Raw genomic sequence first — 25,650 nt, forward strand, 5'->3', positions numbered from 1 at the left:
CCTCAGCTCTCGATTCGGCCGCTGATGGTCTGGTAGGCCGCACCGATCATGCCGCGTAGTGCCTCGGTTTCGCGTGCGCCGGCGGGCGGCAGCACCAGCGACGCCATACCGGCCGGGCCTGCGTTCGCGGCGATGGTGCGCTTGTGGCTGAACTCGTCGAAGCCGACCTTGCCGTGGTAGGCGCCCATCCCGCTGCGGCCGATACCGCCGGCCGGCGCCCCCGGCGTCGACCAGTGGAAGCCGACGTCGTTGCGGGTGACCCCACCACTGGTGGTGCGGGCGATGAACCGCTGGAACTGCGGGCCGTCGGAGCCGAAGAAGTAGGCGCCCAGGGGACTGGGGAAGGAGTTGATGTAGTCGATCGCCTCGTCGAGGTCGGTGTAGGGGTACACGACGATCACCGGGCCGAAAATCTCCTCGGTCGCGATATGCATATCCGGGGTGACGTCGAGCAGCACCGTCGGGGCGATCCGGCGGGTGGCCGCATCCGGCAGCGACTCGGCCTCGTCGGCGGGGGCGATCGTCACCACCCGGGCGCCCTTGGCTGCGGCGTCCTCGACGAGGCCGACCACACGGGCGAAGTTGCGGTCATTGACGATGGTGACGACGTTCTCGTTGTTCACGTAGGTGGGGAAGCGGCGCTCGACGGACTCGCGGTAGAGCGACACGAACTCCTCCACCGCAGCGGCCGGCACGAACACGTAGTCCGGGCACAGGCAGATCTGTCCGCCGTTCATCAGGCGAACACCGGAGATCCGGTCGGCGGCCAGCGCCAGATCCGCATCGTCGGCGATCACCACCGGATTCTTGCCGCCCAACTCCAGCGTCACCGGCACCAGGTTGCGGCCGGCTGCCTGGGCGACGATTGCTCCGACCGAGGGTGACCCGGTGAAGATCAGGTGGTCGAACGGCAGGTCGGAAAACGCTGCAGCAGTGTCGATTCCGCCGCGAACCACCTCGACTTCGTCTGGGCGCATCCGGCTGTTGACCGCTTCGGCGAACACCGCCGCGGTGCGCTCGGGGATATCGGAGAACTTGATCATCAGCCGGTTGCCGGCGGCCAGTGCCTCGATCGCGGGCTGAATCACCAAGAGCACCGGGAAGTTCCACGGCCCGACGATGCCGACGACACCTTTGGGGCGGGTCTGCACAAAGGCCGGGATGCCGGCCATGGTGGCCACCGGCAGTTCCTCATCGGCCATCCAGTCCTCGATGCCGGCCCGGATCACGTCGATCTCCGGCAGCACGCTGACGATCTCGGCGAAGTAGCTCGTCAGCGCGGGCCGGTTGCCGAAGTCGGCGCTGAGCGCGGCGACCAGGTCGTCGGCGTACTCCAGAACACCGGCCATGAACCGATCGATGCGGTCCAGTCGCTCCTGGGCGCTCGGCGACCCCGCGGCGATGTGCGCCGCCCGTTGCATGTCCAGGGCGGCGCGCAACTGGGTCACCGAGGGATCCACACCGAGATGGGACGGTGCTGTTGTGGTCATGGACTACATCCCTTCGCCGGGGCTTCGATGCGCCGAACTCTACCGGCGGCACGCACTAGGCTCGCGGGGTGCTGATCGTCATCGAGGGACTCGACGGAGCCGGAAAGCGCACGCTGACCCGCGGCCTACAGCAGGCCTTCGAAGCCGACGGCTGCTCGGTGACCACGCTGGCGTTCCCGCGCTACGGCGACTCGATCCACGCCGATCTGGCCAGCGAGGCCCTGCACGGCCGGCACGGCGACCTGGCCGAGTCCGTCTACGCCATGGCCGTGCTGTTCGCCCTCGACCGGGCCGGCGCCAAAGACCTCATCGCGGATCTGGGCGCGCGCTACGACGTCATCATCCTGGACCGCTATGTCGCCTCCAATGCTGCCTACAGCGCCGCGCGGCTCCACCAGGGCGCGACCGGCGAGGTGGTGTCGTGGGTGGGTGAGCTGGAGTACGGGCGGTTCGCCCTGCCCCGGCCGGACCGGCAGCTGCTTCTCGACGCCTCCGTCGAGCTGGCGGCCCAGCGCGCCCGGCAGCGCGCCGAGCAGGAATCCGACCGAGCGCGTGACGCCTATGAGCGCGACGACGGGCTCCAGCAGCGCACCGGAGCGGTCTACGCCGAGTTGGCTGCCGCCGATTGGGGCGGTCCGTGGTCGGTCATCGCCCCCGACGTCAACCCGATTGAGCTCGCCCGGTCATTGCACGCAGGGTAAATGTCGTGACGCGCCCGTGTGGTAGCCGGGGTTTGTCGCGATTCGGTGACACCATGGACTCCATGAGGCAAAGGATTCTGGTTGTCGACGACGATCCGTCGTTGGCCGAGATGCTCACCATCGTGCTGCGGGGTGAGGGTTTCGACACCGCGGTGATCGGCGACGGGTCGCAGGCGCTGACGGCGGTGCGTGAACTGCGCCCCGATCTGGTGCTACTGGACCTCATGCTGCCCGGGATGAACGGCATCGACGTATGCCGGGTGCTGCGTGCGGACTCCGGTGTGCCGATCGTGATGCTGACCGCCAAGACCGACACTGTCGACGTGGTGCTGGGCCTGGAGTCCGGCGCCGACGACTACGTGATGAAGCCCTTCAAGCCGAAGGAGCTGGTGGCCCGGGTTCGTGCGCGGCTGCGTCGCAACGAGGACGAGCCGGCCGAGATGCTGTCGATCGCCGATATCGACATCGACGTGCCCGCCCATAAGGTGACCCGCAATGGTGAGCAGATTTCGCTGACACCGCTGGAGTTCGACCTGCTGGTGGCGCTGGCACGCAAACCGCGGCAGGTGTTTACTCGAGATGTGCTGCTCGAACAGGTGTGGGGTTACCGTCACCCCGCCGACACCCGTTTGGTGAACGTGCATGTCCAGCGGTTGCGGGCCAAGGTCGAGAAGGACCCGGAGAACCCGCAGGTGGTGCTGACCGTTCGAGGAGTGGGATACAAGGCCGGACCTCCGTGAGCCGCGCATGATTCGAGCTCGTGTTCGCGGTCCCTGGGGGCGTTCGGGCCCCCTGGTTCGGGGCACGAGCGCGCTGAGCCGGGCGGTCGCGCAGATCTGGCGCCGCTCGTTGCAATTGCGTGTCGTCGTGCTGACGCTGGGGCTGTCGCTGGCCGTCATCCTGGTGCTCGGATTCGTGCTGACCAGTCAGATCACCAACCGGGTGCTCGACGTGAAGGTGCACGCCGCCACCGAGGAGATCGACCGGGCGCGCAACACCGTCAGCGGCATCGTCAGCGGTGAAGAGGCCCGCTCCCTGGACAGCAGCCTGCAGCTGGCCCGCAACACTCTGATCTCCAAGACCGGCCAATCGTCGGGTGCGGCGCTGGCCGGCACGTTCGACGCGGTACTGATGGTGCCCGGTGACGGGCCGCGGGCGGCGACGGCGGCAGGTCCCGTCGAGCAGATTCCGAAGTCGTTGCGCGACTTCGTCAAAGCCGGACAGGTCAGCTACCAGTACTCGACGGTGCGTACCGAATCGTTCTCCGGCCCGGCGCTGCTGATCGGTACCCCGGTGCCCGCGCGGGTGCCCAATCTCGAGCTGTACCTGGTGTTCCCGCTCAACAGCGAGGAAAGCACCATCACGCTGGTGCGCGGCACCATGGCCACCGGTGGCCTGGTTCTGCTGGTGCTACTGGCCGGCATCGCGCTGCTGGTCTCGCGGCAGGTGGTGCTGCCGGTGCGCTCGGCGTCGCGGATCGCCGAACGTTTCGCCGAAGGACACCTCTCGGAGCGGATGCCGGTGCGCGGCGAGGACGACATGGCCCGGCTCGGGGTGTCGTTCAACGACATGGCCGAAAGCCTGCAGCGCCAGATCACCCAACTCGAAGAGTTCGGAAACTTGCAGCGCCGCTTCACCTCCGACGTCAGCCACGAACTGCGTACACCGCTGACGACGGTGCGGATGGCGGCCGATCTGATCTACGACCACTCCGAGGAACTGGACCCGGCGCTGCGCCGCTCGATCGAGTTGATGGTCAACGAACTCGACCGGTTCGAGACGCTGCTCAACGACCTGCTGGAGATCTCCCGGCACGACGCCGGTGTCGCCGAGCTGTCGGTGGAGGCCGTCGACCTGCGCTCCACGGTCAACAGCGCGCTGGGCAACGTCGGCCATCTGGCCGACGACGCCGGTGTCGACCTGCAGGTCGAGATGCCCGAGCAGGAAGTGATCGCCGAGGTGGATCCCCGCCGGGTCGAACGCATCCTGCGCAACCTGATCGCCAACGCGATCGACCACGCCGAGCGCAAGCCGGTGCTGATCCGGATGGCCGCCGACGAGGACACCGTGGCCGTCACGGTCCGCGACTTCGGCGTCGGGTTGCGGCCGGGCGAGGAGAAGCTGGTGTTCAGCCGGTTCTGGCGATCCGACCCGTCCCGGGTGCGCCGCTCCGGCGGAACCGGACTCGGCCTGGCGATCAGCATCGAGGATGCCCGGCTGCACCAGGGCCGGCTCGAAGCGTGGGGAGAGCCCGGTAAGGGCGCCTGCTTCCGGTTGACCCTGCCGCTGGTGCGCGGCCACAAGGTGACCACCAGCCCGCTGCCGCTGAAACCCACTGCGACACCGCGCCTGGAGGGCCGCAAGGAACAACGCCAACTGCGGCAGCGCGAGCCCGCGCAGGAGAGCGTGTGACACGCCGGTTGCTGACCGCAGTTCTGGTCGGCCTGGTTGCCCTGTCGATCGGTGCGTGTGCGGGAGTCCCCAATTCCTCGGCGCCGCAAGCGATCGGGACCGTGGAGCGGCCCCAGCCCAAGAACCTGCCCAAGCCCACTCCGGGTATGGACCCCGACCAGCTGTTGCGCGAATTCCTCAAGGCCACCGCCGACCCGGCCAACCGGCACCTGGCCGCGCGCCAGTTCCTGACCGAGTCGGCGTCCAGCGCCTGGGACGACCAGGGCAGCGCCCTGCTGATCGACAAAGTCGTGTTCGTCGAAACCCGCACGGTGGACCGGGTTTCGGTGACCATGAAGGCCGACATCCTGGGCTCGCTGTCCGATATCGGGGTGTTCGAGACCGCCGACGGCCAGCTGCCCGACCCCGGGCCCATCGAGCTGATCCAGACCGCCGACGGCTGGCGGATCAACAAGCTGCCCAACGGGGTGTTCCTGGACTGGCAGCAGTTCCAGGCCACCTACAAGCGCAACACGCTGTACTTCGTCGATCCCACCGGTAAGACCGTCGTGCCCGACCCGCGCTACGTCGCGGTGTCCGATTCCGACCAGCTGGCCACCGAATTGGTGACCAAACTCATCGGCGGCCCGCGGCCCGAGATGGCCAAGACGGTGCGCAACTTGATGGGCGCGCCGCTGAAGATGATCGGTCCGGTGAGCCGGGCTGACGGCGGGAAGACCGGCATCGGCAAGGGCTACGGCGGCGCACGCATCGAACTGGAGAACCTGACCACCACCGACCCGCACAGCAGACAACTGCTTGCCGCACAGATCATCTGGACGCTGGCCCGCTCCGACATCAAGGGCCCGTATGTGATCAACGCCGACGGCGCGGCGCTGGACGACCGGTTCGCCGACGGCTGGAGCACCACCGATGTGGCCGCCACCGATCCCGGTGTGGTCGACGGCGCGTCGGCCGGGGTGCACGCCCTGATCGGCGGGTCGATGGTGTCGCTGGACGGCCAGCGCGCCACGCCGGTGCCCGGTTCGTTCGGCGCGATGGGCGACCAGATGTCGGCGTCGCTGTCGCGCACCGGACGGGACATCGCCTCGGTGGTGGCGCTGCGGCCGGGTGCGCCGGATATGGCGTCCTCGTTGTGGATCGGACCCAACGGGGGTGCCGCCGCGCAGGCCACCGATTCACGCTCGCTGACCAGGCCGTCGTGGGCGTTGGACGACGCGGTGTGGGTGGTGGTCGACGGCAACAGCGTGGTGCGGGTAATCCAGGAGGAGGCCTCCGGCCAGCCGGCTCGCATCCCGGTCGATGCCGCGGCGGTGACCTCGAAGTTCCCCGGTGCCATCACCGAATTGCAGCTGTCCCGGGACGGGACCCGCGCCGCGATGGTGATCAACGGGCAGGTGATCCTGGCCGGGGTGGAGCAGACCCCGGTCGGCGAGTTCGCCCTGACCTATCCGCGCCGCCTGGGCTTCGGCCTGGGGTCCTCGGTGGTGTCGCTGTCCTGGCGTACCGGTGACGACCTGGTGGTGACCCGCACCGATCCGGCCCACCCGGTGTCGTACGTGAACCTCGACGGGGTGAACTCCGACGGGCCCAGCGGCAACGTGTCGATGCCGGTGACCGCGGTGGCCGCCAACCCGTCTGCGGTCTACGTCTCCGACGCCCGCGGTGTGCTGCAGCTGTCCGGGACGAATGCGGAGAACGGCCAAACCTGGTCGGATGTACGGCCTTTCATGGTTCCCGGTACCGTTCCCGTGCTGCCCGGCTGACAAGGAGAGCTCCGATGCCCGGACCTGTGCTGCCCGGACCGATCCGCCAGATCGGCTACATCGTCAACGATTTCGACGCGACGCTGAATCAATGGGTGCAGCTCGGGGTCGGCCCGTGGTACGTGATGCGGGGCATCACGCAGACCGGGGTGTACCGGGGTGAGCCGTGCACGGTGACGCTGACAATCGGCTTCGCCAACAGTGGCGACATGCAGATCGAGGTCATCCACCAGGACGATGACACTCCGTCGATCTATTCGGAATTCACCGATGCCGGCGGCGACGGCTATCACCAGCTGGCGTACTGGGCGGAGAACTTCGACGAGGCGCTGGCCGCGGGGCAGGCCGCCGGCTGGCCGGTGGTGTGGTCGGGCGGGGACGAGCAGTCGGCGCGCTACGCCTACTTCGTGCCGCCGGCGGGAACGGCGACGATCGTGGAGCTGATGGAGCTCACCGAGTCCTCGGCATGGCTGGCCGAGTTCGTGCGTTCGGCCGCCGCCGATTGGGACGGCAGCGACCCGATCCGTTCCCTGATGGGATAACCGCGCTCGACTAGAGGTGGTTCAGGATGCGCTGCGCGAATTCCTCAGGATGTTCGCGGTGCAGGAAATGTCCGCCAGGAAAGTCCTCGACGATGTAGTCGCCGTCGAACTTAAGGGCGGCGGCTCGAAAGTCCGATGGCTCGGCAACAGGGTCATCGCTTCCGGCGAAGACCACAGTCGGCACGGTGATCCGCGCTTTCAGTGATGCCGAAGGGATGGGCGAGAGTTTCCGGTAGTAGCCGAAAGCGGCATTCAGGCTGCCGGGACTCGAGAAGCACGCTCGGATGGCGTCGAACTCGCCCGGGGCGGGACTCCACGTGGGCGACCACCGCCGATAGATCGCGGGTAGCGCCGCAAAATCGTTACGTGCGAAGCGTTTCGGGGCTCCCGGGAGTTTGTATGTCGCGAAATGACGTATGCCCCAAAGTTTTCGCAACGACGGTTTCAAGGCTCCCGGGTGCGGAATGGCGATTGTGATCAGCTTCGCGACTCGGTGCGGACCGAGCGCTGCGGCACCGTAGGCGGCCGCGGCGCCCCAATCGTGGCCGACGACGATGGCCTCCTGCGCCCCCAGGGCGGGTATCAGTGCGAGGACGTCGCGCGCCAAGGTCTCCTGATCTGGGTCTGCGTTCGGGACGCCGGTCGGGTGATATCCGCGCATGAACGGGCTGACGGCGCGATAGCCCTTTGTGGCGAGCCGGGAGCGAAGATCGTCCCACGTATGTGCGGTGTCCGGGAACCCGTGGAGCAACAGCACGAGCGGGCCCGAGCCCTCGTCGAGATAGGCAAACCTGAGTCCGTTTGCGTCGATGTAATTGAGCTCGTCGGCCATGTTGCGACCGTAACCCTCGTCACACGTCCGCCGCACCCGGCAGCGAATCACCTAGCTGAGCTAAATTTCTCGGCCTACCGTGGCGTTGTACGGGGGCAACGAGGAGGCAACCCATGAGCCCGTTGATGACATCGGTGGACATCATCCGCTACGCGATCGGCGATCAGGTGCGTGAACTCGGCGGCAACGAGGACACCGTCGACCAGATCGCCACCTCGGCGGCCTACGCCGTCTGGATCGGCGCCGCCGCCGACGTGGAGAGGCGCTCGGCCGGTCTGTAGACCTGTCACACCCCCGCGGCACACTGCCGACCATGCTCGACCTGGTCCTGCCGCGGGAGTGCGGCGGCTGCGGTGCACCGTCGACCACCTGGTGTGACACCTGCGCCACCGCCCTCGATGTCCAGTCCGACGAGCCGCACCTGGTCACCCCGCGCGTCGACCCCGAGGTGCCCGTCTTCGCGCTCGGCCGCTACGCGGGCGCCCGCCGCCAGGCCATCGTCGCGGTCAAGGAACACGGCCGCCGCGACCTCGTCGCACCCCTGGCCCGGGCGCTGGCCCTCGGCCTTCACCACCTGACTGTCTGGGGCATCCTCGACACCCCGCTGACCCTCGTCCCCGCACCGACCCGCGCCTGGGCCGCCCGCCGCCGCGGGGGAGACCCGGTCACCCGCATCGCCGCGGCGGCCACCGAACATCACCCGGACCTCGCCGTCGTCGCCGCCCTGCGCACCAAGGCCCTGGTCCGTGATTCCGTCGGACTCACCAGCACCGCGCGCGAGCACAACCTGCGCGGCCGGGTCCGCCTCACCCGCCCCGTCACGGGTCCCGTCGTGCTGATCGACGACATCATCACCACCGGTGCGACCGCCCGGGAAGCCGTGCGCACCCTGCACGCCGTCGGGGCGCAAGTGACGGCTGTGCTCACCCTCGCGCACGCCTGAGGCACCGATGTCATTGGTCCTTGTAACGAAGGTCCTAAGAACTGGAAACAGGTGCGTCGAAAAGGTGGCATCACCGAGTGAACACGGACTACCGTCGGGGCCAACACACCGTGAACACATCACGGGGGCGGCCTAGGACCAGGCCCGCCACTTCGCCGAAACGGTAGGAGGTGATTTCTTCGACCTCTGGCGCCGGCGGGCGAGAGTCCGTGCCTTTCCTGTCCGGCGCAGTTATCGATGACAGGCCGGGCACGCTCCGTGCGTGCAACCCGTAAGAGAAACGAGTTGTCAAGCATGTCAATCCAATCCGTGAATGAAGATCAGCTGACCGACACCGATGAAACCTCCGAAGCCGGGCCCAGCGCCGAAGTCCAGGTGACAGGCCGCAACGTCGAGGTTCCCGACCACTACCGCGTGTACGTCTCCAACAAGCTCGCCCGTCTCGAGCGGTTCGATCGCTCGATCTACCGCTTCGATGTCGAGCTCGAGCACGAGCGCAACCGCCGCCAGCGCAAGAACTGTCAGCACGTCGAGATCACCGCGCGCGGACGCGGTCCTGTCGTCCGCGGCGAGGCCTGCGCCGAGAGCTTCTACGGAGCCTTCGAGGCGGCCGTGCACAAGCTCGAGAACCGGCTGCGCCGCAGCAAGGACCGGCGCAAGGTGCACTACGGCGACAAGACCCCGGTTTCGCTGCACGAGGCCACCGCCGTCATCGACGCCGCCGCCGCATTCACGCCGAAGGCCGATACCGCGCCCGCCGTCGAGGAGATCGCGGTCGAGGACCACGAGCCGGGCCGCATCGTGCGCACCAAGGACCACCCGGCCACGCCGATGACCGTCGACGATGCGCTCTACGAGATGGAGCTGGTCGGCCACGACTTCTTCTTGTTCCACGACAAGGAGAGCGACCGTCCGTCGGTCGTCTACCGTCGGCACGCCTACGACTACGGGTTGATCCGGCTCGCGTAGGCCTGCCCGGTCCAGGCTGACGGGGACCGAACAGCGCTTCACCTAGGATGGAGGGCGCTCACGCCTCCAATCCACGAGGGAACACAACTGTGCTGTCGAAGTTACTGCGCCTTGGTGAAGGTCGCATGGTCAAGCGCCTCAAGGGGGTGGCTGACTATGTCAACACCTTGTCCGACGACGTAGAGAAGCTGACCGACGCCGAGCTGCGGTCCAAGACCGACGAGTTCAAGAAGCGCTATGCCGGCGGCGAAAGCCTCGATGCGCTGCTGCCCGAGGCTTTCGCCGTGGCCCGTGAGGCCGCCTGGCGGGTGCTCTCGCAGCGTCACTTCGACGTCCAGGTGATGGGCGGCGCGGCGCTGCACTTCGGCAACGTCGCCGAGATGAAGACCGGTGAGGGCAAGACCCTGACCTGTGTGCTGCCCGCCTACCTCAACGCGCTCTCCGGTGACGGCGTGCACGTCGTCACCGTCAACGACTACCTGGCCAAACGCGACAGCGAGTGGATGGGCCGGGTGCACCGCTTCCTGGGCCTGGACGTCGGCGTGATCCTGGCCCAGATGACCCCGGACGAGCGGCGCGTCGCCTACGCCGCCGACATCACCTACGGCACCAACAACGAATTCGGCTTCGACTACCTGCGCGACAACATGGCGCACTCGCTGGACGATCTGGTGCAGCGCGGCCACAACTTCGCCATCGTCGACGAGGTCGACTCGATCCTGATCGACGAGGCCCGCACCCCGCTGATCATCTCCGGCCCGGCCGACGGCGCCTCGCACTGGTACACCGAGTTCGCCCGGATCGCCCCGCTGATGGAGAAGGACACCCACTACGAGGTCGACATCCGCAAGCGCACCGTCGGTGTGCACGAGCTGGGCGTGGAGTTCGTCGAGGACCAGCTGGGCATCGACAACCTCTACGAGGCCGCCAACTCGCCGCTGGTCAGCTACCTCAACAACTGCCTGAAGGCCAAGGAGCTCTTCCAGCGCGACAAGGACTACATCGTCCGCAACGGCGAGGTCCTGATCGTCGACGAGTTCACCGGCCGCGTGCTGGTGGGTCGCCGCTACAACGAGGGCATGCACCAGGCCATCGAGGCCAAAGAAAACGTCGAGATCAAGGCCGAGAACCAGACCCTGGCCACGATCACGCTGCAGAACTACTTCCGCCTCTACGACAAGCTCTCCGGCATGACCGGCACGGCCGAGACCGAGGCCGCCGAGCTGCACGAGATCTACAAGCTCGGCGTGGTCCAGATCCCGACCAACCGCTCGATGATCCGCAAGGACCAGACCGACCTCATCTACAAGACCGAGGAAGCCAAGTACATCGCCGTCGTCGATGACGTGGTGGAGCGCTACGAGAAGGGCCAGCCGGTCCTGATCGGCACCACCAGCGTCGAGCGCTCCGAGTACCTGTCGCGCCAGTTCCAGAAGCGGCGCGTTCCGCACAACGTCCTCAACGCCAAGTACCACGAGCAGGAAGCGGCGATCATCGCCGAAGCAGGCCGCAAGGGTGCCATCACGGTGGCCACCAACATGGCCGGCCGCGGTACCGACATCGTGCTCGGCGGCAACGTCGACTTCCTGGTGGACCTGCGGCTGCGCGAGCGCGGCCTGGACCCGGTCGAGACCCCCGACGAGTACGAGGCCGCTTGGCACGAGGAGCTGCCGAAGGTCAAGGCCGAAGCCGCCGAGGAGGCCGAAGTCGTCATCGAGGCCGGTGGCCTCTACGTGCTGGGCACCGAGCGGCACGAGTCCCGCCGTATCGACAATCAGCTGCGCGGCCGCTCCGGCCGTCAGGGTGACCCGGGTGAGTCCCGGTTCTACCTGTCGCTGGGCGACGAGCTCATGCGGCGCTTCAACGGCGCCACGCTGGAGTCGCTGCTGACCCGCCTGAACCTGCCCGACGATGTGCCGATCGAGGCCAAGATGGTCACCCGCGCCATCAAGAGCGCGCAGACCCAGGTCGAGCAGCAAAACTTCGAGATCCGCAAAAACGTCCTCAAGTACGACGAGGTGATGAACCAGCAGCGCAAGGTCATCTACGAGGAGCGCCGCCGGATCCTCGAGGGGGAGAACCTGCAGCAGCAGGCCCACGACATGCTCGTCGACGTCGTCACCGCCTACGTCGACGGCGCCACCGCCGAGGGCTACTCGGAGGACTGGGACCTCGAGCAGCTGTGGGCCGCGCTCAAGCAGCTCTACCCGGTGGGCATCGACCACCACGACCTGATCGACTCCGACGCCATCGGCGAGCCGGGCGAACTGACCCGCGAAGAGCTGCTCGACGCCCTGGTCGAGGATGCCGAAAAGGCTTACGCCAAGCGCGAAGCCGAGATCGACGCGCTGGCCGGTGAGGGCGCGATGCGTCAGCTCGAGCGCAACGTGTTGCTCAACGTGATCGACCGCAAGTGGCGCGAGCACCTCTACGAGATGGACTACCTCAAGGAGGGCATCGGCCTGCGGGCGATGGCCCAGCGCGACCCGCTGGTCGAGTACCAGCGCGAGGGCTACGACATGTTCGTCGCCATGCTCGAGGGCCTCAAAGAGGAGTCGGTGGGCTTCCTGTTCAACGTCCAGGTCGAGGCGGTACCGCAGCAGGCCCCGGCGGTGGCACCCGTGCAGGTTCCGGAGGGGCTGGCCAACCTGGGCGCCGCCGAGGCTGAGCCCGAGGGCCGTCATGCCGCACCGGCGTTGCGTGCCAAGGGAATTGACGACGAGGACTCGCGTCAGCTCACCTACACCGGCCCGGCTGAGGACGGCTCGGCGGAGATCAAGCGCAACGGCGGCGGCAAGCATGCCGCCGCGGCGGCGGCCGGCGGCACCCGCAAGGAGCGCCGCGAGGCGGCCCGCCAGCGCGCCAAGGACCAGAAGACGCTGCGCCGCGGCTAGTCAGCCGATGTGCAGTGCGACCACCTGCCAGCGCAGGCCGGTCGGCGTTGCTACCTGCTGCACCCGGCAGGCGATCGCGTGCACCCGGTCATCGCGGGTATAGGTTGCCGCGACTTCGGCAGCGGTTCCATCGGAACCGACCGGCTGTACCCGCAGCCGGCGTAGTCGGGCCGGGGAGCGACGGTCGTGGCGCAGAACTGCGGGTAGCAGCGAGTCGACCAGACCGCCGGCCAGCAGTGGGCGGAGTTGCCCCAGTGGGCGACGCCGGTCGATGACTTCCAGAACCCGGCGCAGCGCGGCGTCGGCGAACCCGCCGGCGGCCCGCATCGGGGCGCCGTCCGGCGCCGGCAGCGGCCGCGGTGGCGATCCGGGTACTCGTCTGCGGGACAGCCGGACCGGTTCCGCGGCAACGTCGGATGTGGGGGGCTCGTAGTCGATGACGGGAACGACGGGAACGACGCTGGGCATGGCACTCTCCGGTGATCGGTCGATCAGGGACCGGCCGCTGGAGAGGAGCGGGCCGTTGGCGTCATGATGGCACAGTCGGCGCCGTCGCGTGTGCACCCGTCATGCGGGATGGCGGCGACGGCGGTTACCGTGGCGGGACGGATCCGGGTGCTTGGCGGGCGGAAGTTCCCCGGGAATGGTTGAGCCGACGAGGGGAATAGCGCAACGATGGTGACTCGGTTGTCAGCATCGGACGCGTCGTTCTACCACCTGGAGAACACCGCGACGCCGATGTACGTCGGCTCGCTGTCGATCGTGCGCAAGCCGCGCGCCGGGCTGAGCTACGACACTCTGCTGGAGACCATCGAACACCGGCTGCCGCAGATTCCGCGCTACCGGCAGAAGGTCCGCGAAGTCACCCTCGGGCTGGCCCGCCCGGTCTGGGTCGACGACCCCGACTTCGACATCACCTATCACGTGCGCCGCTCGGCGCTGCCGTCGCCGGGCAGCGACGCCCAGCTGCACGAGCTGATCGCCCGGCTGGGCTCCCGGCCGCTGGACCGCTCCCGGCCACTGTGGGAGATGTACCTGATCGAGGGCCTGGCCAAGAACCGGCTGGCCATCTACACCAAAACGCACCAGGCCCTGGTCAACGGGATGACCGCCTTGGAGATCGGCCACGTGATCGCCGACCGCACTCAGCGGCCGCCGGCCTTCGGTGAGGACATCTGGATCCCGGGACGCGAACCCAGCAGCCGTCAGCTGCTGCTCGGCGCGGTCGGGGACTGGCTGGCCCGGCCCGGTCAGCAGCTCGACGCGGTCCGCTCGGCGGTCACCGACGTCGCCACCAACAGTGCGGAGCTGGCCGACCTGGCCCGCCGGCTGACCGACGTCGCCCGCACCGTCGCCCGCGGCACCGCCCCGGACAGTCCGCTGAACACCAAGGTCTCGCGCAACCGCCGGTTCACCGTGGCCAGCGGGTCGCTGGCCGACTTCCGCAAGGTCCGGTCGCGCTATGACTGCGACGTCAACGACGTGGTGCTGGCCGTGGTCGCCGGTGCGCTGCGCAACTGGCTGCTGTCCCGCGGTGAGCCGGTGACCACCACCTCCACCGTGCGGGCGATGGCACCGACGTCGGTGTATCCCGAGGCGGATCTGGAGGCCTCCGGCCCTGGGCAGGCGATCAGTGAGGTCGCCCCGTTCCTGGTGGATCTGCCGGTGGGGGAGGGCAATCCGGTGGTGCGGCTGTCGCAGATCGCGCACGCCACCGAGTCCCACTCGGCGGCGGCCAGCCTGGTCGACGCCCGCACCATCGTCACGCTGTCCGGGTTCGCGCCGCCCACCCTGCACGCGATGGGCACCCGGGTGGCCACGCAGTTCTCCGCCCGGCAGTTCAACCTGCTGATCACCAACGTGCCCGGCCCGCAGTCGCAGATGTACCTGGCCGGCACCAAGCTGCTGGAGACCTACGCCGTGCCGCCGCTGCTGCACAACCAGGTGCTCGCCATCGGGGTGACGTCCTACTGCGGCATGCTCTACTTCGGGATCAACGCTGACCGTGAGGCCATGAGCGACGTCGACGTGTTCCCGGCGCTGCTGGCCGAATCGCTCGAGGAGCTTCTCGAGGCCGCCCAGTAATCCACTTGGTCAGCGCACGACGGCCCGTGGTCGTACGATGCGGCGATGGGTGACGTCGAGACCAACGGTTCGCCACCGAAGGGTAAACCGAAGAAGAAGCCGGTTCGCCGGATTCCCAACGAGGCCTACGAAGCCGAGTTGTTCAGGCTGCAAACCGAGTTCGTGAAACTCCAGGAGTGGGTCCGCCAGACCGGGGCGCGCATCGTGGTGATCTTCGAGGGCCGCGACGCCGCAGGCAAGGGCGGCACCATCAAGCGCATCACCGAGTATCTGAGCCCGCGCGTGGTGCGCATCGCGGCCCTGCCCGCACCGACCGAACGTGAACGCGGTCAGTGGTACTACCAGCGCTATATCCAGCACCTGCCCGCCAAGGGTGAGATCACCCTGTTCGACCGGTCCTGGTACAACCGGGCCGGTGTGGAGAAGGTGATGGGATTCTGCACGCCGCAAGAACATTCGCTGTTCCTGCGGCAGACGCCGATTTTCGAGCAGATGCTCATCGACGAAGGCATCATCCTGCGCAAGTACTGGTTCTCGGTGTCCGACGAAGAACAGCTGCGCCGGTTCCGGTCGCGCCTCAATGATCCTGTGCGGCAATGGAAACTCTCACCGATGGACCTCGAGTCGATCTACCGCTGGGAGGACTATTCGCGCGCCAAGGACCAGATGATGGTCCACACCGACACCCCGAACAGTCCCTGGTACGTGGTGGAGTCCGACGTCAAAAAGCACGCCCGGCTGAACATGATGGCCCACCTGCTGTCCACCATCGACTACACCGAGGTCGAGCTGCCCAAGGTCGACCTGCCCGAACGGCCGGTGATCAGCGGCAGCTACTACCGGCCGCCGCGGGAGTTGTCGACGTATGTGCCCGACTACGTGTCCACCCTGATCGGCGATCCGGAGAACGGCGGCTAATCTGCGTGGGTGCGGGTGTACATCCCGGCCACCTTGGCCATGCTCCAACGGTTGGTCGTCGACGGGTCCATGCAGCCGCTGTCCGGGACGGCTTTCGCCGTCACGCCGACGCTGCGGGAGTCCTACGCCGAGGGTGACGACGAGGAACTGGCCGAGGTCGCCCTCGGTGAGGCAGCCCTGGCCTCGCTGCGGCTGCTGGCCACCGAGTCCGACTCAGGTCCCGGACTGCCGCTGCGCCGAGCGGTCCTGGTGGCTGATGCCCCCGACGCCGCAGTGACGGCCCGCCCCGATCTCGACGACGCTGTGGTGCGCCTCGACGGACGGGTCGGGCTCGACCAGGTGGTGGCCGCCTACGTCGACAACGCCGCCGCGGAATCTGCAGTCGAGGCGGCCATCGCTGTGATCGACGACGCGGATCTGGGTGACGAGGACGCCGAGTTGACCGTCGGGGATGCCCAGGACCACGACCTGGCCTGGTACGCCACTCAAGAGCTGCCGTTCCTGCTCGAGCTGCTGTGAGCTCCTGGATACGGAACCGTAAGTTACGGTACCGTAGGTTGGACACGGCAGGAGTCGACATGGCGAAGAACGACGTCAAGATCAGGGCACATGTGGCCGACACGGTGCGGCCGCAGGTCGCCGGGGCGGGCAGGCGACCGGCGCTCGACGCGGTCCGTGCGCTGGTCGGACGCATCACCACCCCACTGCTTCCGGATGACTATCTGCAGCTGGCCAATCCGCTGTGGTCGGCCCGCGAGATGCGCGGCCGGGTGGTCGACGTCCGGCGGGAGACCGAGGATTCGGCGACGTTGGTGATCAAGCCCGGCTGGGGCTTCACCTTCGACTACGAGCCGGGCCAGTACATCGGAATCGGCCTGCTGATCGACGGCCGGTGGCGCTGGCGGTCCTATTCGCTGACGTCGAGTCCGGTGACGGCCGGCCCGAGCCGGACCATCTCCATCACGGTCAAGGCGATGCCCGAGGGCTTCCTGTCCAGCCACCTGGTCGGCGGCGTCGCCCCCGGCACGATCGTGCGGTTGGCCGCCCCGCAGGGCAATTTCGTCATGCCCGATCCGGCCCCGGCTCAGGTGTTGTTCCTCACCGGCGGCTCCGGGATCACCCCGGTGATGTCCATGCTGCGTACCCTGGCGCGCCGCCATCAGGTCGGTGACATCGTCCACATCCATTCGGCGCCAACACAATCCGACGTGATGTTCGCCGCGGAGCTGGATCAGCTGGCGCGTGAGCACGACTCCTACCGGTTGACGGTGCGCACCACCCGCACTGAGGGCCGGCTGGATCTGCAGCGTCTCGGCGAAGTGGTGCCGGACTGGCGTGAGCGCCAGACCTGGGCGTGTGGCCCGGAAGGCATGCTCGACGACGCCCACGCCCTGTGGGCGGCCGCCGGGCTGGCTGATCGGCTGCATCTGGAGCGGTTCGCCGCCTCCCGGGCGGCCGGCCACGGCGAGGGCGGCACAGTGACCTTCGAGCGCAGCGGCAAAACCGCCACCGTCGACGCGGCGACGTCGCTGATGGAGGCCGGCGAGCAGGTCGGGGTCCGGATGCCGTTCGGCTGCCGGATGGGGATCTGTCAGTCGTGCGTGGTGAGCCTGGTCGACGGGCATGTCCGCGATCTGCGCACCGGCGTCGAACACGAGCCCGGAACCCGGATTCAGACGTGCGTGTCGTCACCGTCCGGCGACTGTGTGGTGGACGTTTAAGGTTTACTGACTAGTAACCTACGGGTACGTAGGTTACGGTAGCGTAGGCAGCTGAAGGGAGGCATGAACTTATGGCAATCACCGACGTCGACGTATTCGCGCATCTGACCGACGCCGATATCGAGAGCCTGGCCGTCGAACTCGACACCATCCGGCAGGACATCGAAGATTCCCTGGGTGAGCGCGACGCGCGCTACATCCGTCGCACGATCGCCGCCCAGCGTGGCCTGGAGATCGCCGGCCGGCTCATGCTCGCCGCGAGCTCGAAGCGCTCCGCGTGGTGGGCCGGGGCGACGACCCTGGGCGTGGCCAAGATCATCGAGAACATGGAGATCGGCCACAACGTCATGCACGGCCAGTGGGACTGGATGAACGATCCCGAGATTCACTCCTCGACGTGGGAGTGGGACATGAGCGGGGCGTCCAAGCACTGGCGGTTCACCCACAACTTCATGCACCACAAGTACACCAACATCCTGGGCATGGACGACGACATCGGCTATGGCGTCATCCGGGTCACCCGCGACCAGAAGTGGAAGCGGCACAACGTCTTCAACCTGTTCTTCAACACCCTGCTGTGCGTCGCCTTCGAGTGGGGCGTGGGCCTGCAGCACCTAGAACTCGGCAAGATCTTCAAGGGTCGCGATGACCGCAAGGCCACGCTGATCCGGGTTCGCGAGTTCGGCGTCAAGGCCGGTGCGCAGGTGTTCAAGGACTACGTGGCCTTCCCGGCGATCACCTCGCTGTCTCCGCGGGCCACCTTCCGCTCGACGGCCACCGCCAACGCGCTGGCCAACGTCATCCGCAACGTGTGGGCCAATGCCATCATCTTCTGCGGCCATTTCCCCGATGGCGCAGAGAAATTCACCAAGACCGACATGGTGGGCGAGAGCAAGGGGCAGTGGTACCTGCGCCAGATGCTCGGCAGCGCCAATATCGACGGCGGTCCGGTGATGGACTTCATGAGCGGCAACCTGTCCTACCAGATCGAGCACCACCTCTATCCCGACCTGCCGAGCAATCGGCTCGCCGAGATCTCGGTGCGGGTGCGCCAGCTCTGCGAGAAGTACGACCTGCCCTACACCAGCGGGCCGTTCCTCGTGCAGTACGGCAAGTCGTGGCGGACGATCGCGAAACTGTCACTGCCGGACCGGTTCCTGCGCGACACCGCCGACGACGCACCGGAGACCCGCAGCGAGCGGATGTTCGCCGAACTCGAGCCCGGGTATGCCGGCGTCGATCCGCAGACCGGCCGCAAGCGTGGTCTGAAGACCGCGATCGGCGCGGTCCGGGAGTGGCGCCGGTCCAGGTCCGCTTAGGGACAGTCGCTTTCGCCCACCTCACGCTCGCCGCGCCAAGATGACGGTTCGCCATTACGCTGATGAACAATTGGTGACTGACCGGCGAACACAGTCTCTCGCTGTCTGGCATCGGGAGGCGACGTTATCGGAACATATGTCGGCTACGTCCGGCGTGACGACAGGCTGCACGGGTTCTTGAGCGGAATCGTCCGCGATCACCTTGGCGTGCATACGTCCTCGCCGGCGTTCCGGGCGTTCCGGTTGCGCGGCAGCAACGAGGTGTACGGCTACGAGGAGAAGCACAGCCGGGCCCGGGTGATCTGCAAGTTCTACGGCCCCCGGTACGGCTGGGACCGGGACCGGGCCGCGGGCATGGCCTACCGTGAGTTCGACAGCCTGCAGCGGCTGCGGGGTTACGACCTCGTCGGCTCGCCGCACCATGTGATCCGTCCCCTCGGCGTGGCCCCGGACATCAACGGCGTGATCGCCCTGGAGTTTTACTCCGGTGAGCAGTTCAGCCAGGCCATCGAACGCTCGATCCGCGACAACGATCATGCCCACCTGTACTGGCGGCTGAAGGCGCTCGCGTATTTCCTTGCCACACTGCACAATCGGACCGCGAACGGAAAGTCGGTGGATTTCGACGTCGACTGCCACTACTTCGGGCAGATCGTCGACCGGCTGGCCCGCCACCATCGGATCGGGCAGTGGGACGTCGACGAACTACTGTGGCTGCAGGGCCTGTGGCGGGACCGTCCCGCCATGTGGCAGGACCGCCAGGTGTGGTTGCACGGTGACGCCACTCCGGCGAACTTCCTGTTCGGCCACGGGTTGGACGTCGCGGCAATCGATTTGGAGCGGATGAAGCGCGGAGACCGGATGTTCGACGTCGGCCGGGTGGCCGGCGAACTGCAGCATGCGTTCATGCTCGCCACCGGCTCGCGCAAGCGGGCCGAACCGTTCATCGGGCACTTCCTGTGGGAGTACAGCTGCCACTTCCCGGACCGCGGCGCCGCGTTCGCCTCGATCACCGCCCGGCTGCCGTACTACATGGCGCTGAACCTGCTGCGCATCGCGCGCAACGACTACATCGCCCCGGACTACGGCGCGCGGCTGGTGCGCAAGGCCAAGCTGCTGCTGCAGGCGCCGTAGCGGTATGGACCTCGCCGCCATCGCATTCGACGTCAACGGCACGTTGATCGAGATCCGCACCGACGACCACCTGCAGGATGCCTTCCGGGCGGTCGGCCACTACCTGACCTACCAGGGCATCGATCTGCGCCGCCACCACCTCAGTGAGCTGTACTTCGACCGGCTCAAGGCTCAGCAGCGCGCCAGCCCGGAGGTGCATCCGGAATTCGACGGGCCCGGGATCTGGCGCTCGATCGTCGAGGACTTCGCCAGCGACTACACCCGTGCGCTACCACCCCAACGGCTCGCCGAACTACCGCTGACCCTGGCCGAGATCTATCGCGGCGTCACCCGGCGCAAGCTCAAGCTGTACCCGCACGTGCGCTCCACGCTGCGCATCCTGCGCCAGCACTTTCCGCTGGCCATCGTCAGCGACGGCCAGAGCACCTACGCCCGCGGAGAACTGCACAAGGTGGGCCTCACCGAGTTCTTCGACCCGATCGTGGTCTCCGGTGACCACGGGTTCCGCAAGCCCGACCGCCGGCTGTTCCAGTTCGCGCTCGACGGCATGGGGGTACCCGCCGAGCAGACCCTCTACGTGGGCAATGACATGCACCGCGACATCTTCGGCGCCCAGGAGGCCGGGATGCGCACCGTCATGTACGACTCCGATCAGGGCACCAAGGAGCACAACGGCTGCCAGCCCGACCATCGGATCACCGACTTCCGGGACCTGCTGGGCATCATCGGACTTTAGGTCATTTGTTTCAGGTAGTTGAATACCGGAAATCTACGTCGTATGATGTGGGCCACATCCGCAGTTCCCGCGAGAGAGGCGACATCAATGACGACGTTCGACATCCCCACCGCCGTTCACATCGGAGCCGACGAACTGCCGTTCGTCGAGCTGCCGGACGGCTCGCAGCTCAAGGTGATCCAGGTCAAGGAGGCCGAGGGTCTGTGGATCGTCGAGAACGTCTTCCGCGCGGGCTACGAGGTGCACCGGCACAAGCACACCGGGCCGGTGTACGCCTACACCACCTCCGGTGCGTGGAAGTACAAGGAATACGACTACGTCAACCGCGCCGGGTCATTCCTCTATGAGCCCGCCGGTTCGGTGCACAGCCTGCAGGTCCTCGAGGATGACACCCACGTCTGGTTCCAGATCTACGGCGCCAACCTCAACATCGACATCGACGGTCAGGTCGAAAGTGTCGTCGACGGCTCCACCGCGCTGAGCACCTACCTCGCCCTGTGCCAGGCGGCCAACCTGCCGGTCCCCAACGTCCTCATCGGCTAGCGCCATGACCGATATCGCCACTGCACCAGTCGATCTCGCCGATCCCGACACGTTCGTCGGCGGCGTCCCGCATGAGGCGCTCGCCGAGCTGCGCCGCACCGACCCGGTGCACTGGCAGCCGATGGACGGCGAACCTGGGTTCTGGGCGGTGCTGCGCCACGCCGACGTGGTCCACGTCGCCCGCAACCCGGAGATCTTCTCCTCCTCAGCCGCCGGCATCGTGGTCGAGGACTGCCCGGAAGACACCCTGGGCCGGGTCCGCAACATGCTGATCGGGATGGACCCGCCGCGCCATCACATCCACCGCGCACCGCTCTCGCCGCACTTCCGGCCCAGAATCGTGGCAGCCATGGAAGGCCGGGTCCGTGAGATCTGCCGCGATATCGTGGCCGACGCCCGCGAGCGACGGGACGTCGAGTTCGTCCATGACGTCGCCTCCCGGCTGCCCACCCAGGTGATCGGGGAGTTGTTCGGCCTGCCCCGCCAGGACTGGGCCTACCTGCAGAAGCTGGCCGAGATCACCACCTCCAGCCAGGATCCCGACCTGTACAGCCCGGAGGTCGCCGAAGGCCAGGCGGGCGCCGAAATGGCCGTCTACGCCATGGAATTCGCTCGGGTACGCCGGCAGTCCGAGCCGACCGAGGACCTCACCGACGAGATCCTGCGGGCCGACTTCGGCGGCCGGCCGATGAGCGATATCGAGTTCGGCGGCTTCTTCGTCCAACTGGTCACTGCGGGCAACGACACCACCAAGGGCATGCTGTCCTCGGGACTGCTGACCCTGCTGCGCCACCCCGACCAGCTGGCCGCGCTGCGCGCCGACCCCGATCTGCTGGCCGGGGCCGTCGAGGAGATCATCCGCTACGACAACCCGCTGCACTACTTCCGGCGGACTGCCGTCGTGGACACCGAGCTGTCCGGGGTGCCGATCACCGCCGGCGACAAAGTGGCGATGTACTACACCTCGGCCAACCGTGACGAGCTGGTCTTCGACCGCCCGCAGGAGTTCGACATCATGCGGCGGCCGAATCCGCACCTGTCCTTCGGGATGGGCGGGCACTTCTGCCTGGGGGCGCATCTGGCCCGGTTGGAGGGCCGGGTGTTCTTCGGCGAGCTGCTGGCGGCGTTCCCGCGGATCGAGCTGGCCGGCGAGCCGGTGCGGGTGCGCTCCAATCTGAACAACGCCCTGAAGAAACTGCCGGTGCAGTTGGACGGCTAGCGACTTACTTCGGGACCCAGTCGAAGGTGTCCGGATTGGGGCCGCGACGGCCGGCCTCACCCTTGTCCAGGGCGGTCAGCTCCTCGATCTGGTCCTCGCTGAGCTCGAAGTCGAAGACGTCGAAGTTCTCCCGGATGCGCTCGACGCTGACCGACTTGGGGAACACGATGTCGCCGCGCTCGATGTGCCAGCGCAGCACCACCTGAGCCGGGCTCTTGCCGATCTTCTCCGCGATCTGGCCGACCACCGGGTCGCCGAGGACAGCGCCCTGGGCGATCGGCGACCAGGCCTCGGTGAGGATGGTGTGCTCGATGCCGTAGGCGCGCACCGCATCGTTGGTGAAGTACGGGTGCACCTCGATCTGGTTGACCGCGGGAACGGTCTCGGTGTCGCGGGCCAGCTGCTCGAGGTGGGGGATCTGGAAGTTGGACACCCCGATGCTGCGGGCCCGGCCGTCGGCCTTGAACTCCTCCAACGTCTTCCACGTCGAGACGAAGTCGCCGTCATACAGGGTCGGCAGCGGCCAGTGGATGAGGAACAGGTCGACGTAGTCGAAACCGAGCGCGTCGATGGTGGCGTCGAACGCCCGTCGCGCGTCATCAGGCTTGTGGAAGCTGTTGTTGAGCTTGCTGGTGATGTACACCTCGGAGCGGTCGATCCCGGAGTCGCGGATGCCCTGCCCGACGCCCTTCTCGTTCTGGTACATCTCGGCGGTGTCGATGTGGCGGTAGCCGATCTCCAGCGCGGTACGGACGGCCTCGGCCGTCTCATCGGGCGGAATCTGGAACACCCCGAACCCGAACTGGGGGATGGTGGTGCCGTCGTTGAGGGTGAGCTGGGGAACCTGGGAGCTTACGGTCATGACTGCGGTGTGCCTCTCTGTCGCCGATATCAAACAACGCTAGTCAGTACGCGGCCGCTTCGCTCAGGGCAGCCAGCAGCCGGCGGGCCGCCGCCACCCGCCGGGCCTGCGGCCCGGTCAGGGCGTCCAGCGCGCATTCCGGGTCTGCGGGCGGCCCCAGATGCCCGCAGCCACGGGGGCAGTCGTCGATCGCATCAGCCAGATCGGAAAACGCGGCCAGCACGTCATCGGGTTCGACATGGGCCAGCCCGAACGAGCGGATGCCCGGGGTGTCGACCACCCAGCCGCCGCCGGGCAGGGGCAATGCCACCGACTGAGTGGAGGTGTGCTTGCCCTTGCCGACGCCGGACACCTCGCCGGTGGCCCGATCCGCTTGCGGGACAAGCCGGTTCACCAACGTCGACTTGCCGACACCGGAATGGCCCAGCAGAACCGTGACCTCACCGGCCAGCAGGGGCAGTACCTCGTCGAGCGGGTCGTCACGGCCGGCGGTGATCACGGTGAGGTCCAGGTCGGCGAACTGGCTCGCGAACGGTTCGGCGGGTGCGAGGTCACTCTTGGTCAGGCACAGGATCGGCCGCAGACCGCCGACGTAGGCGGCGATCAGCGTGCGGTCCACCAGACCGGTGCGCGGCGGCGGGTCCGACAGGGCCACCACGATCAGCAACTGGTCGGCGTTGGCCACCACCACGCGTTCGGTCGGATCGGTGTCATCGGCGGTGCGCCGCAACACCGTTCGGCGCTCGGCGCGCCGCACGATGCGGGCCAGCGTGTCCGGCCGGCCGGACAGGTCACCGACGACGTCGACCTGGTCGCCGACGACGATCGGGGTGCGGCCGAGTTCGCGGGCGCGCATCGCGGTGACCGGGCGATCCGGATCACCGCCGAGCACACAGCCCCAGCGGCCGCGGTCGACGGTGACGACCATGGCCGATTCCGCGTCGGCGTGCTCGGGGCGGGTCTTGGTGCGGGGACGCGAGCCACGGCCCGACCTGATCTTGACGTCGGACTCGTCGTACTCGTGTCGTCTCAATCGCGCCCCAGCATCTCGGCCCACATCCGCGGGAAGTCGGGCAACGTCTTGCCGGTGGTGGCGATGTCTTCGACCTCGACGCCGGCGGCTCGCAGTCCGACGATCGCCCCGGCTGTCGCCATCCGGTGGTCGGCGTAGGAGTGCCAGGTGCCGCCGTGCAGCGGGCGGGCCGTGATGACCAGTCCGTCCTCGGTCTCGGTGCAGTCTCCGCCCAGGCCGTTGATCTCGGCGCTCAGCGCGGCCAGCCGGTCGGTCTCGTGGCCGCGCAGATGCGCGATGCCGGTCAGCCGCGACACCGAGCCCGGTTGGGCCAGCGCGGCCAGGGCCGCCACCGACGGTGCCAGCTCGCCGACGTCGTTGAGGTCGACGTCGAAACCCGGGTAGCCGTCGCCGGCGCCGCGGACTTCGAGCGAGGAATCTGTTTGGTGCACCGTCGATCCCATCAGCTTGAGGATCGACAGGATGGTGTCAGCGGGCTGCACGCTGACACTCGGCCAGCCGGTGATGCGCACCGTACCGCCGGTGGCCACCGCGGCCGCCAGGAACGGCACCGCATTCGACAGGTCCGGTTCGACGTCCCAGTGCCGCGCCGCCACCACGCCGGGGGAGACCCGCCACTCGTTGTCCTGGGTGTCGTCCACCTCGACGCCGGCCTCACGCAGCATCGCCACCGTCATCGCGATGTGCGGGGCAGACGGCAGCGACGACCCGGTGTGCACCAGCGTCAAGCCGATTCGGAACGACGCGCCCGACAGCAGCAGGCCGGAGACGAACTGGGACGACGCGGAGGCGTCGATGTAGACCGTCCCGCCGCGCACACCGCCGTGACCGCGCACCAGGAAGGGCAGCCCGGTGCCCTCGACGTCCACGCCCAGCCCGCGCAATCCGTCGAGCAGCGGCGCGATCGGCCGGGCCCGGGCCTGGTCGTCACCGTCGAACTCGACGGCCGCCGAACTCAGCGCCGCCAGCGGCGGTACGAACCGCAGCACCGTGCCGGCCAGCCCGCAGTCGATGCGGGCCTGCGCGCCGGGGTTCAGTGTTCCGCTGACGGTCAGCTCAGTGCCGTCGCCGTCGATCGACAGGCCCAGCGTCTGTAGTGCACCGATCATCAGGTTGGTGTCGCGGCTGCGCAGCGCCCCGCTGATGGTCGGGGTGCCCTGACCCTGGGCGGCGGCCAGCGCAGCCAGGATCAGGGTGCGGTTGGTCTGCGATTTGGAGCCCGGCACCGTGACGGTGGCGTGGACCGGTTCCGTCGTGCTCGGTGCCGTCCACAGTTCGGTGCTCACGGGCTACATCCTGCCTTGTCCGGCCCGCAGGACTCTAAGCAGACATTGCCTCCGTTTCAGCCATTGGTCCCGGGGATGCCCGGCGCGCCGGTGCTGCCTGCACTGCCCGCGCCGACCGCCGTGCCGCCGGGCCCGCCGTTGCCGGCGGTGCCACCGGTGCCGCCGGACCCGTCGAGGGCACCGGCTCCTGCCGTGCCACCCGCGCCACCGTCACCGCCGCTGGGGCCTTGACCGCCGTCGCCCCC

Annotated in this window: 25 protein-coding genes; 18 read left to right on the forward strand and 7 right to left on the reverse strand. The window is 67.8% G+C overall.

Annotated elements, in window-relative coordinates:
* Positions 1–2: 2 nt before the first annotated feature.
* The gene (locus tag BN3385_RS09190) at positions 3–1,490 is read right to left on the reverse strand and encodes an aldehyde dehydrogenase family protein (RefSeq protein WP_059016217.1); all 1,488 of its coding nucleotides are present in this window, start codon (positions 1,488–1,490) and stop codon (positions 3–5) included.
* Positions 1,491–1,558: 68 nt separating this feature from the next.
* On the opposite strand from BN3385_RS09190, the gene BN3385_RS09195 reads away from it, so the two are divergent.
* From BN3385_RS09195 to BN3385_RS09215, 5 genes are read left to right on the forward strand one after another with little or no spacing between them, the layout of a single operon-like run.
* Positions 1,559–2,191 carry a dTMP kinase gene (locus tag BN3385_RS09195; protein ID WP_059016218.1) on the forward strand — a complete coding sequence of 211 codons (633 nt, stop codon included), beginning with the start codon at positions 1,559–1,561 and terminating at the stop codon, positions 2,189–2,191.
* A 53-nt stretch (positions 2,192–2,244) separates the two neighbouring features.
* Positions 2,245–2,931 (forward strand): two-component system response regulator MtrA, encoded by a 687-nt coding sequence (gene mtrA / locus BN3385_RS09200; protein WP_059016521.1) that lies wholly within the window; start codon positions 2,245–2,247, stop codon positions 2,929–2,931.
* A 7-nt stretch (positions 2,932–2,938) separates the two neighbouring features.
* The gene (mtrB, locus tag BN3385_RS09205) at positions 2,939–4,603 is read left to right on the forward strand and encodes an MtrAB system histidine kinase MtrB (RefSeq protein ID WP_059016219.1); all 1,665 of its coding nucleotides are present in this window, start codon (positions 2,939–2,941) and stop codon (positions 4,601–4,603) included.
* Positions 4,604–4,614: 11 nt separating this feature from the next.
* Positions 4,615–6,369 (forward strand): MtrAB system accessory lipoprotein LpqB, encoded by a 1,755-nt coding sequence (gene lpqB / locus BN3385_RS09210; protein WP_197415185.1) that lies wholly within the window; start codon positions 4,615–4,617, stop codon positions 6,367–6,369.
* Between the two features lie 14 nt (positions 6,370–6,383).
* Positions 6,384–6,911 (forward strand): VOC family protein, encoded by a 528-nt coding sequence (locus tag BN3385_RS09215; RefSeq protein WP_059016221.1) that lies wholly within the window; start codon positions 6,384–6,386, stop codon positions 6,909–6,911.
* Between the two features lie 10 nt (positions 6,912–6,921).
* Here BN3385_RS09215 and BN3385_RS09220 read toward each other — a convergent pair whose 3' ends face one another.
* Positions 6,922–7,743 carry an alpha/beta fold hydrolase gene (locus BN3385_RS09220; protein ID WP_059016222.1) on the reverse strand — a complete coding sequence of 274 codons (822 nt, stop codon included), beginning with the start codon at positions 7,741–7,743 and terminating at the stop codon, positions 6,922–6,924.
* A 113-nt stretch (positions 7,744–7,856) separates the two neighbouring features.
* Between BN3385_RS09220 and BN3385_RS28550 the strand changes: the two genes are divergently transcribed.
* From BN3385_RS28550 to secA, 4 genes are all read left to right on the forward strand, one after another.
* Positions 7,857–8,024 carry a hypothetical protein gene (locus tag BN3385_RS28550; RefSeq protein ID WP_197415150.1) on the forward strand — a complete coding sequence of 56 codons (168 nt, stop codon included), beginning with the start codon at positions 7,857–7,859 and terminating at the stop codon, positions 8,022–8,024.
* 32 nt (positions 8,025–8,056) lie between these two features.
* Positions 8,057–8,686 (forward strand): ComF family protein, encoded by a 630-nt coding sequence (locus BN3385_RS09225; RefSeq protein WP_059016223.1) that lies wholly within the window; start codon positions 8,057–8,059, stop codon positions 8,684–8,686.
* Positions 8,687–8,980: 294 nt separating this feature from the next.
* Positions 8,981–9,655, forward strand: coding sequence for a ribosome hibernation-promoting factor, HPF/YfiA family (gene hpf, locus BN3385_RS09230; protein ID WP_156432648.1), 675 nt, complete (start codon positions 8,981–8,983; stop codon positions 9,653–9,655).
* An 89-nt stretch (positions 9,656–9,744) separates the two neighbouring features.
* Positions 9,745–12,549 (forward strand): preprotein translocase subunit SecA, encoded by a 2,805-nt coding sequence (gene secA / locus BN3385_RS09235; RefSeq protein WP_059016224.1) that lies wholly within the window; start codon positions 9,745–9,747, stop codon positions 12,547–12,549.
* Here secA and BN3385_RS09240 read toward each other — a convergent pair whose 3' ends face one another.
* On the reverse strand, positions 12,550–13,017 hold the full coding sequence (locus BN3385_RS09240) for an Rv3235 family protein (protein WP_059016225.1): 468 nt from the start codon (positions 13,015–13,017) through the stop codon (positions 12,550–12,552).
* 207 nt (positions 13,018–13,224) lie between these two features.
* Here BN3385_RS09240 and BN3385_RS09245 point away from each other — a divergent pair, with 207 nt between their 5' ends.
* The 9 genes from BN3385_RS09245 (at position 13,225) to BN3385_RS09285 (ending at position 22,224) form a co-directional block, all read left to right on the forward strand.
* Positions 13,225–14,634 (forward strand): WS/DGAT/MGAT family O-acyltransferase, encoded by a 1,410-nt coding sequence (locus BN3385_RS09245; protein ID WP_059016226.1) that lies wholly within the window; start codon positions 13,225–13,227, stop codon positions 14,632–14,634.
* A 45-nt stretch (positions 14,635–14,679) separates the two neighbouring features.
* Positions 14,680–15,552 (forward strand): polyphosphate kinase 2, encoded by an 873-nt coding sequence (gene ppk2, locus BN3385_RS09250; RefSeq protein ID WP_059016227.1) that lies wholly within the window; start codon positions 14,680–14,682, stop codon positions 15,550–15,552.
* 9 nt (positions 15,553–15,561) lie between these two features.
* A complete protein-coding gene (locus BN3385_RS09255; RefSeq protein ID WP_059016228.1) occupies positions 15,562–16,071 on the forward strand; it encodes a DUF6912 family protein in 510 nt (169 codons plus the stop codon).
* Between the two features lie 59 nt (positions 16,072–16,130).
* The gene (locus BN3385_RS09260; protein WP_059016229.1) at positions 16,131–17,273 is read left to right on the forward strand and encodes a ferredoxin reductase; all 1,143 of its coding nucleotides are present in this window, start codon (positions 16,131–16,133) and stop codon (positions 17,271–17,273) included.
* 71 nt (positions 17,274–17,344) lie between these two features.
* A complete protein-coding gene (locus BN3385_RS09265; RefSeq protein ID WP_059016230.1) occupies positions 17,345–18,592 on the forward strand; it encodes a fatty acid desaturase family protein in 1,248 nt (415 codons plus the stop codon).
* 177 nt (positions 18,593–18,769) lie between these two features.
* A complete protein-coding gene (locus tag BN3385_RS09270; RefSeq protein WP_231748671.1) occupies positions 18,770–19,726 on the forward strand; it encodes a phosphotransferase in 957 nt (318 codons plus the stop codon).
* Positions 19,727–19,730: 4 nt separating this feature from the next.
* Positions 19,731–20,462: an HAD family hydrolase gene (locus tag BN3385_RS09275; RefSeq protein WP_059016232.1), complete on the forward strand. Its 732-nt coding sequence runs from the start codon at positions 19,731–19,733 to the stop codon at positions 20,460–20,462.
* Between the two features lie 87 nt (positions 20,463–20,549).
* Positions 20,550–21,005, forward strand: coding sequence for a 2,4'-dihydroxyacetophenone dioxygenase family protein (locus tag BN3385_RS09280; protein WP_059016233.1), 456 nt, complete (start codon positions 20,550–20,552; stop codon positions 21,003–21,005).
* A 4-nt stretch (positions 21,006–21,009) separates the two neighbouring features.
* Entirely contained in the window at positions 21,010–22,224 is a 1,215-nt protein-coding gene (locus tag BN3385_RS09285) for a cytochrome P450 (protein WP_059016234.1), read from the forward strand.
* 4 nt (positions 22,225–22,228) lie between these two features.
* Here BN3385_RS09285 and BN3385_RS09290 read toward each other — a convergent pair whose 3' ends face one another.
* The 4 genes from BN3385_RS09290 to BN3385_RS28555 all read right to left on the reverse strand — a co-directional run.
* On the reverse strand, positions 22,229–23,086 hold the full coding sequence (locus BN3385_RS09290) for an aldo/keto reductase (protein WP_059016235.1): 858 nt from the start codon (positions 23,084–23,086) through the stop codon (positions 22,229–22,231).
* A 43-nt stretch (positions 23,087–23,129) separates the two neighbouring features.
* The gene (gene rsgA / locus BN3385_RS09295) at positions 23,130–24,119 is read right to left on the reverse strand and encodes a ribosome small subunit-dependent GTPase A (RefSeq protein ID WP_059016236.1); all 990 of its coding nucleotides are present in this window, start codon (positions 24,117–24,119) and stop codon (positions 23,130–23,132) included.
* Positions 24,116–25,405, reverse strand: coding sequence for a 3-phosphoshikimate 1-carboxyvinyltransferase (gene aroA / locus BN3385_RS09300; protein ID WP_059016237.1), 1,290 nt, complete (start codon positions 25,403–25,405; stop codon positions 24,116–24,118). Before aroA ends, rsgA begins: the two co-directional genes overlap by 4 nt.
* A 56-nt stretch (positions 25,406–25,461) precedes the next feature.
* The coding region (locus BN3385_RS28555) for a hypothetical protein (protein WP_197415151.1) at positions 25,462–25,650 on the reverse strand (189 nt) is incomplete at its 5' end.

It is taken from the genome of Mycobacterium sp. M26 (assembly GCF_001494595.1).
GTDB lineage: Bacteria > Actinomycetota > Actinomycetes > Mycobacteriales > Mycobacteriaceae > Mycobacterium.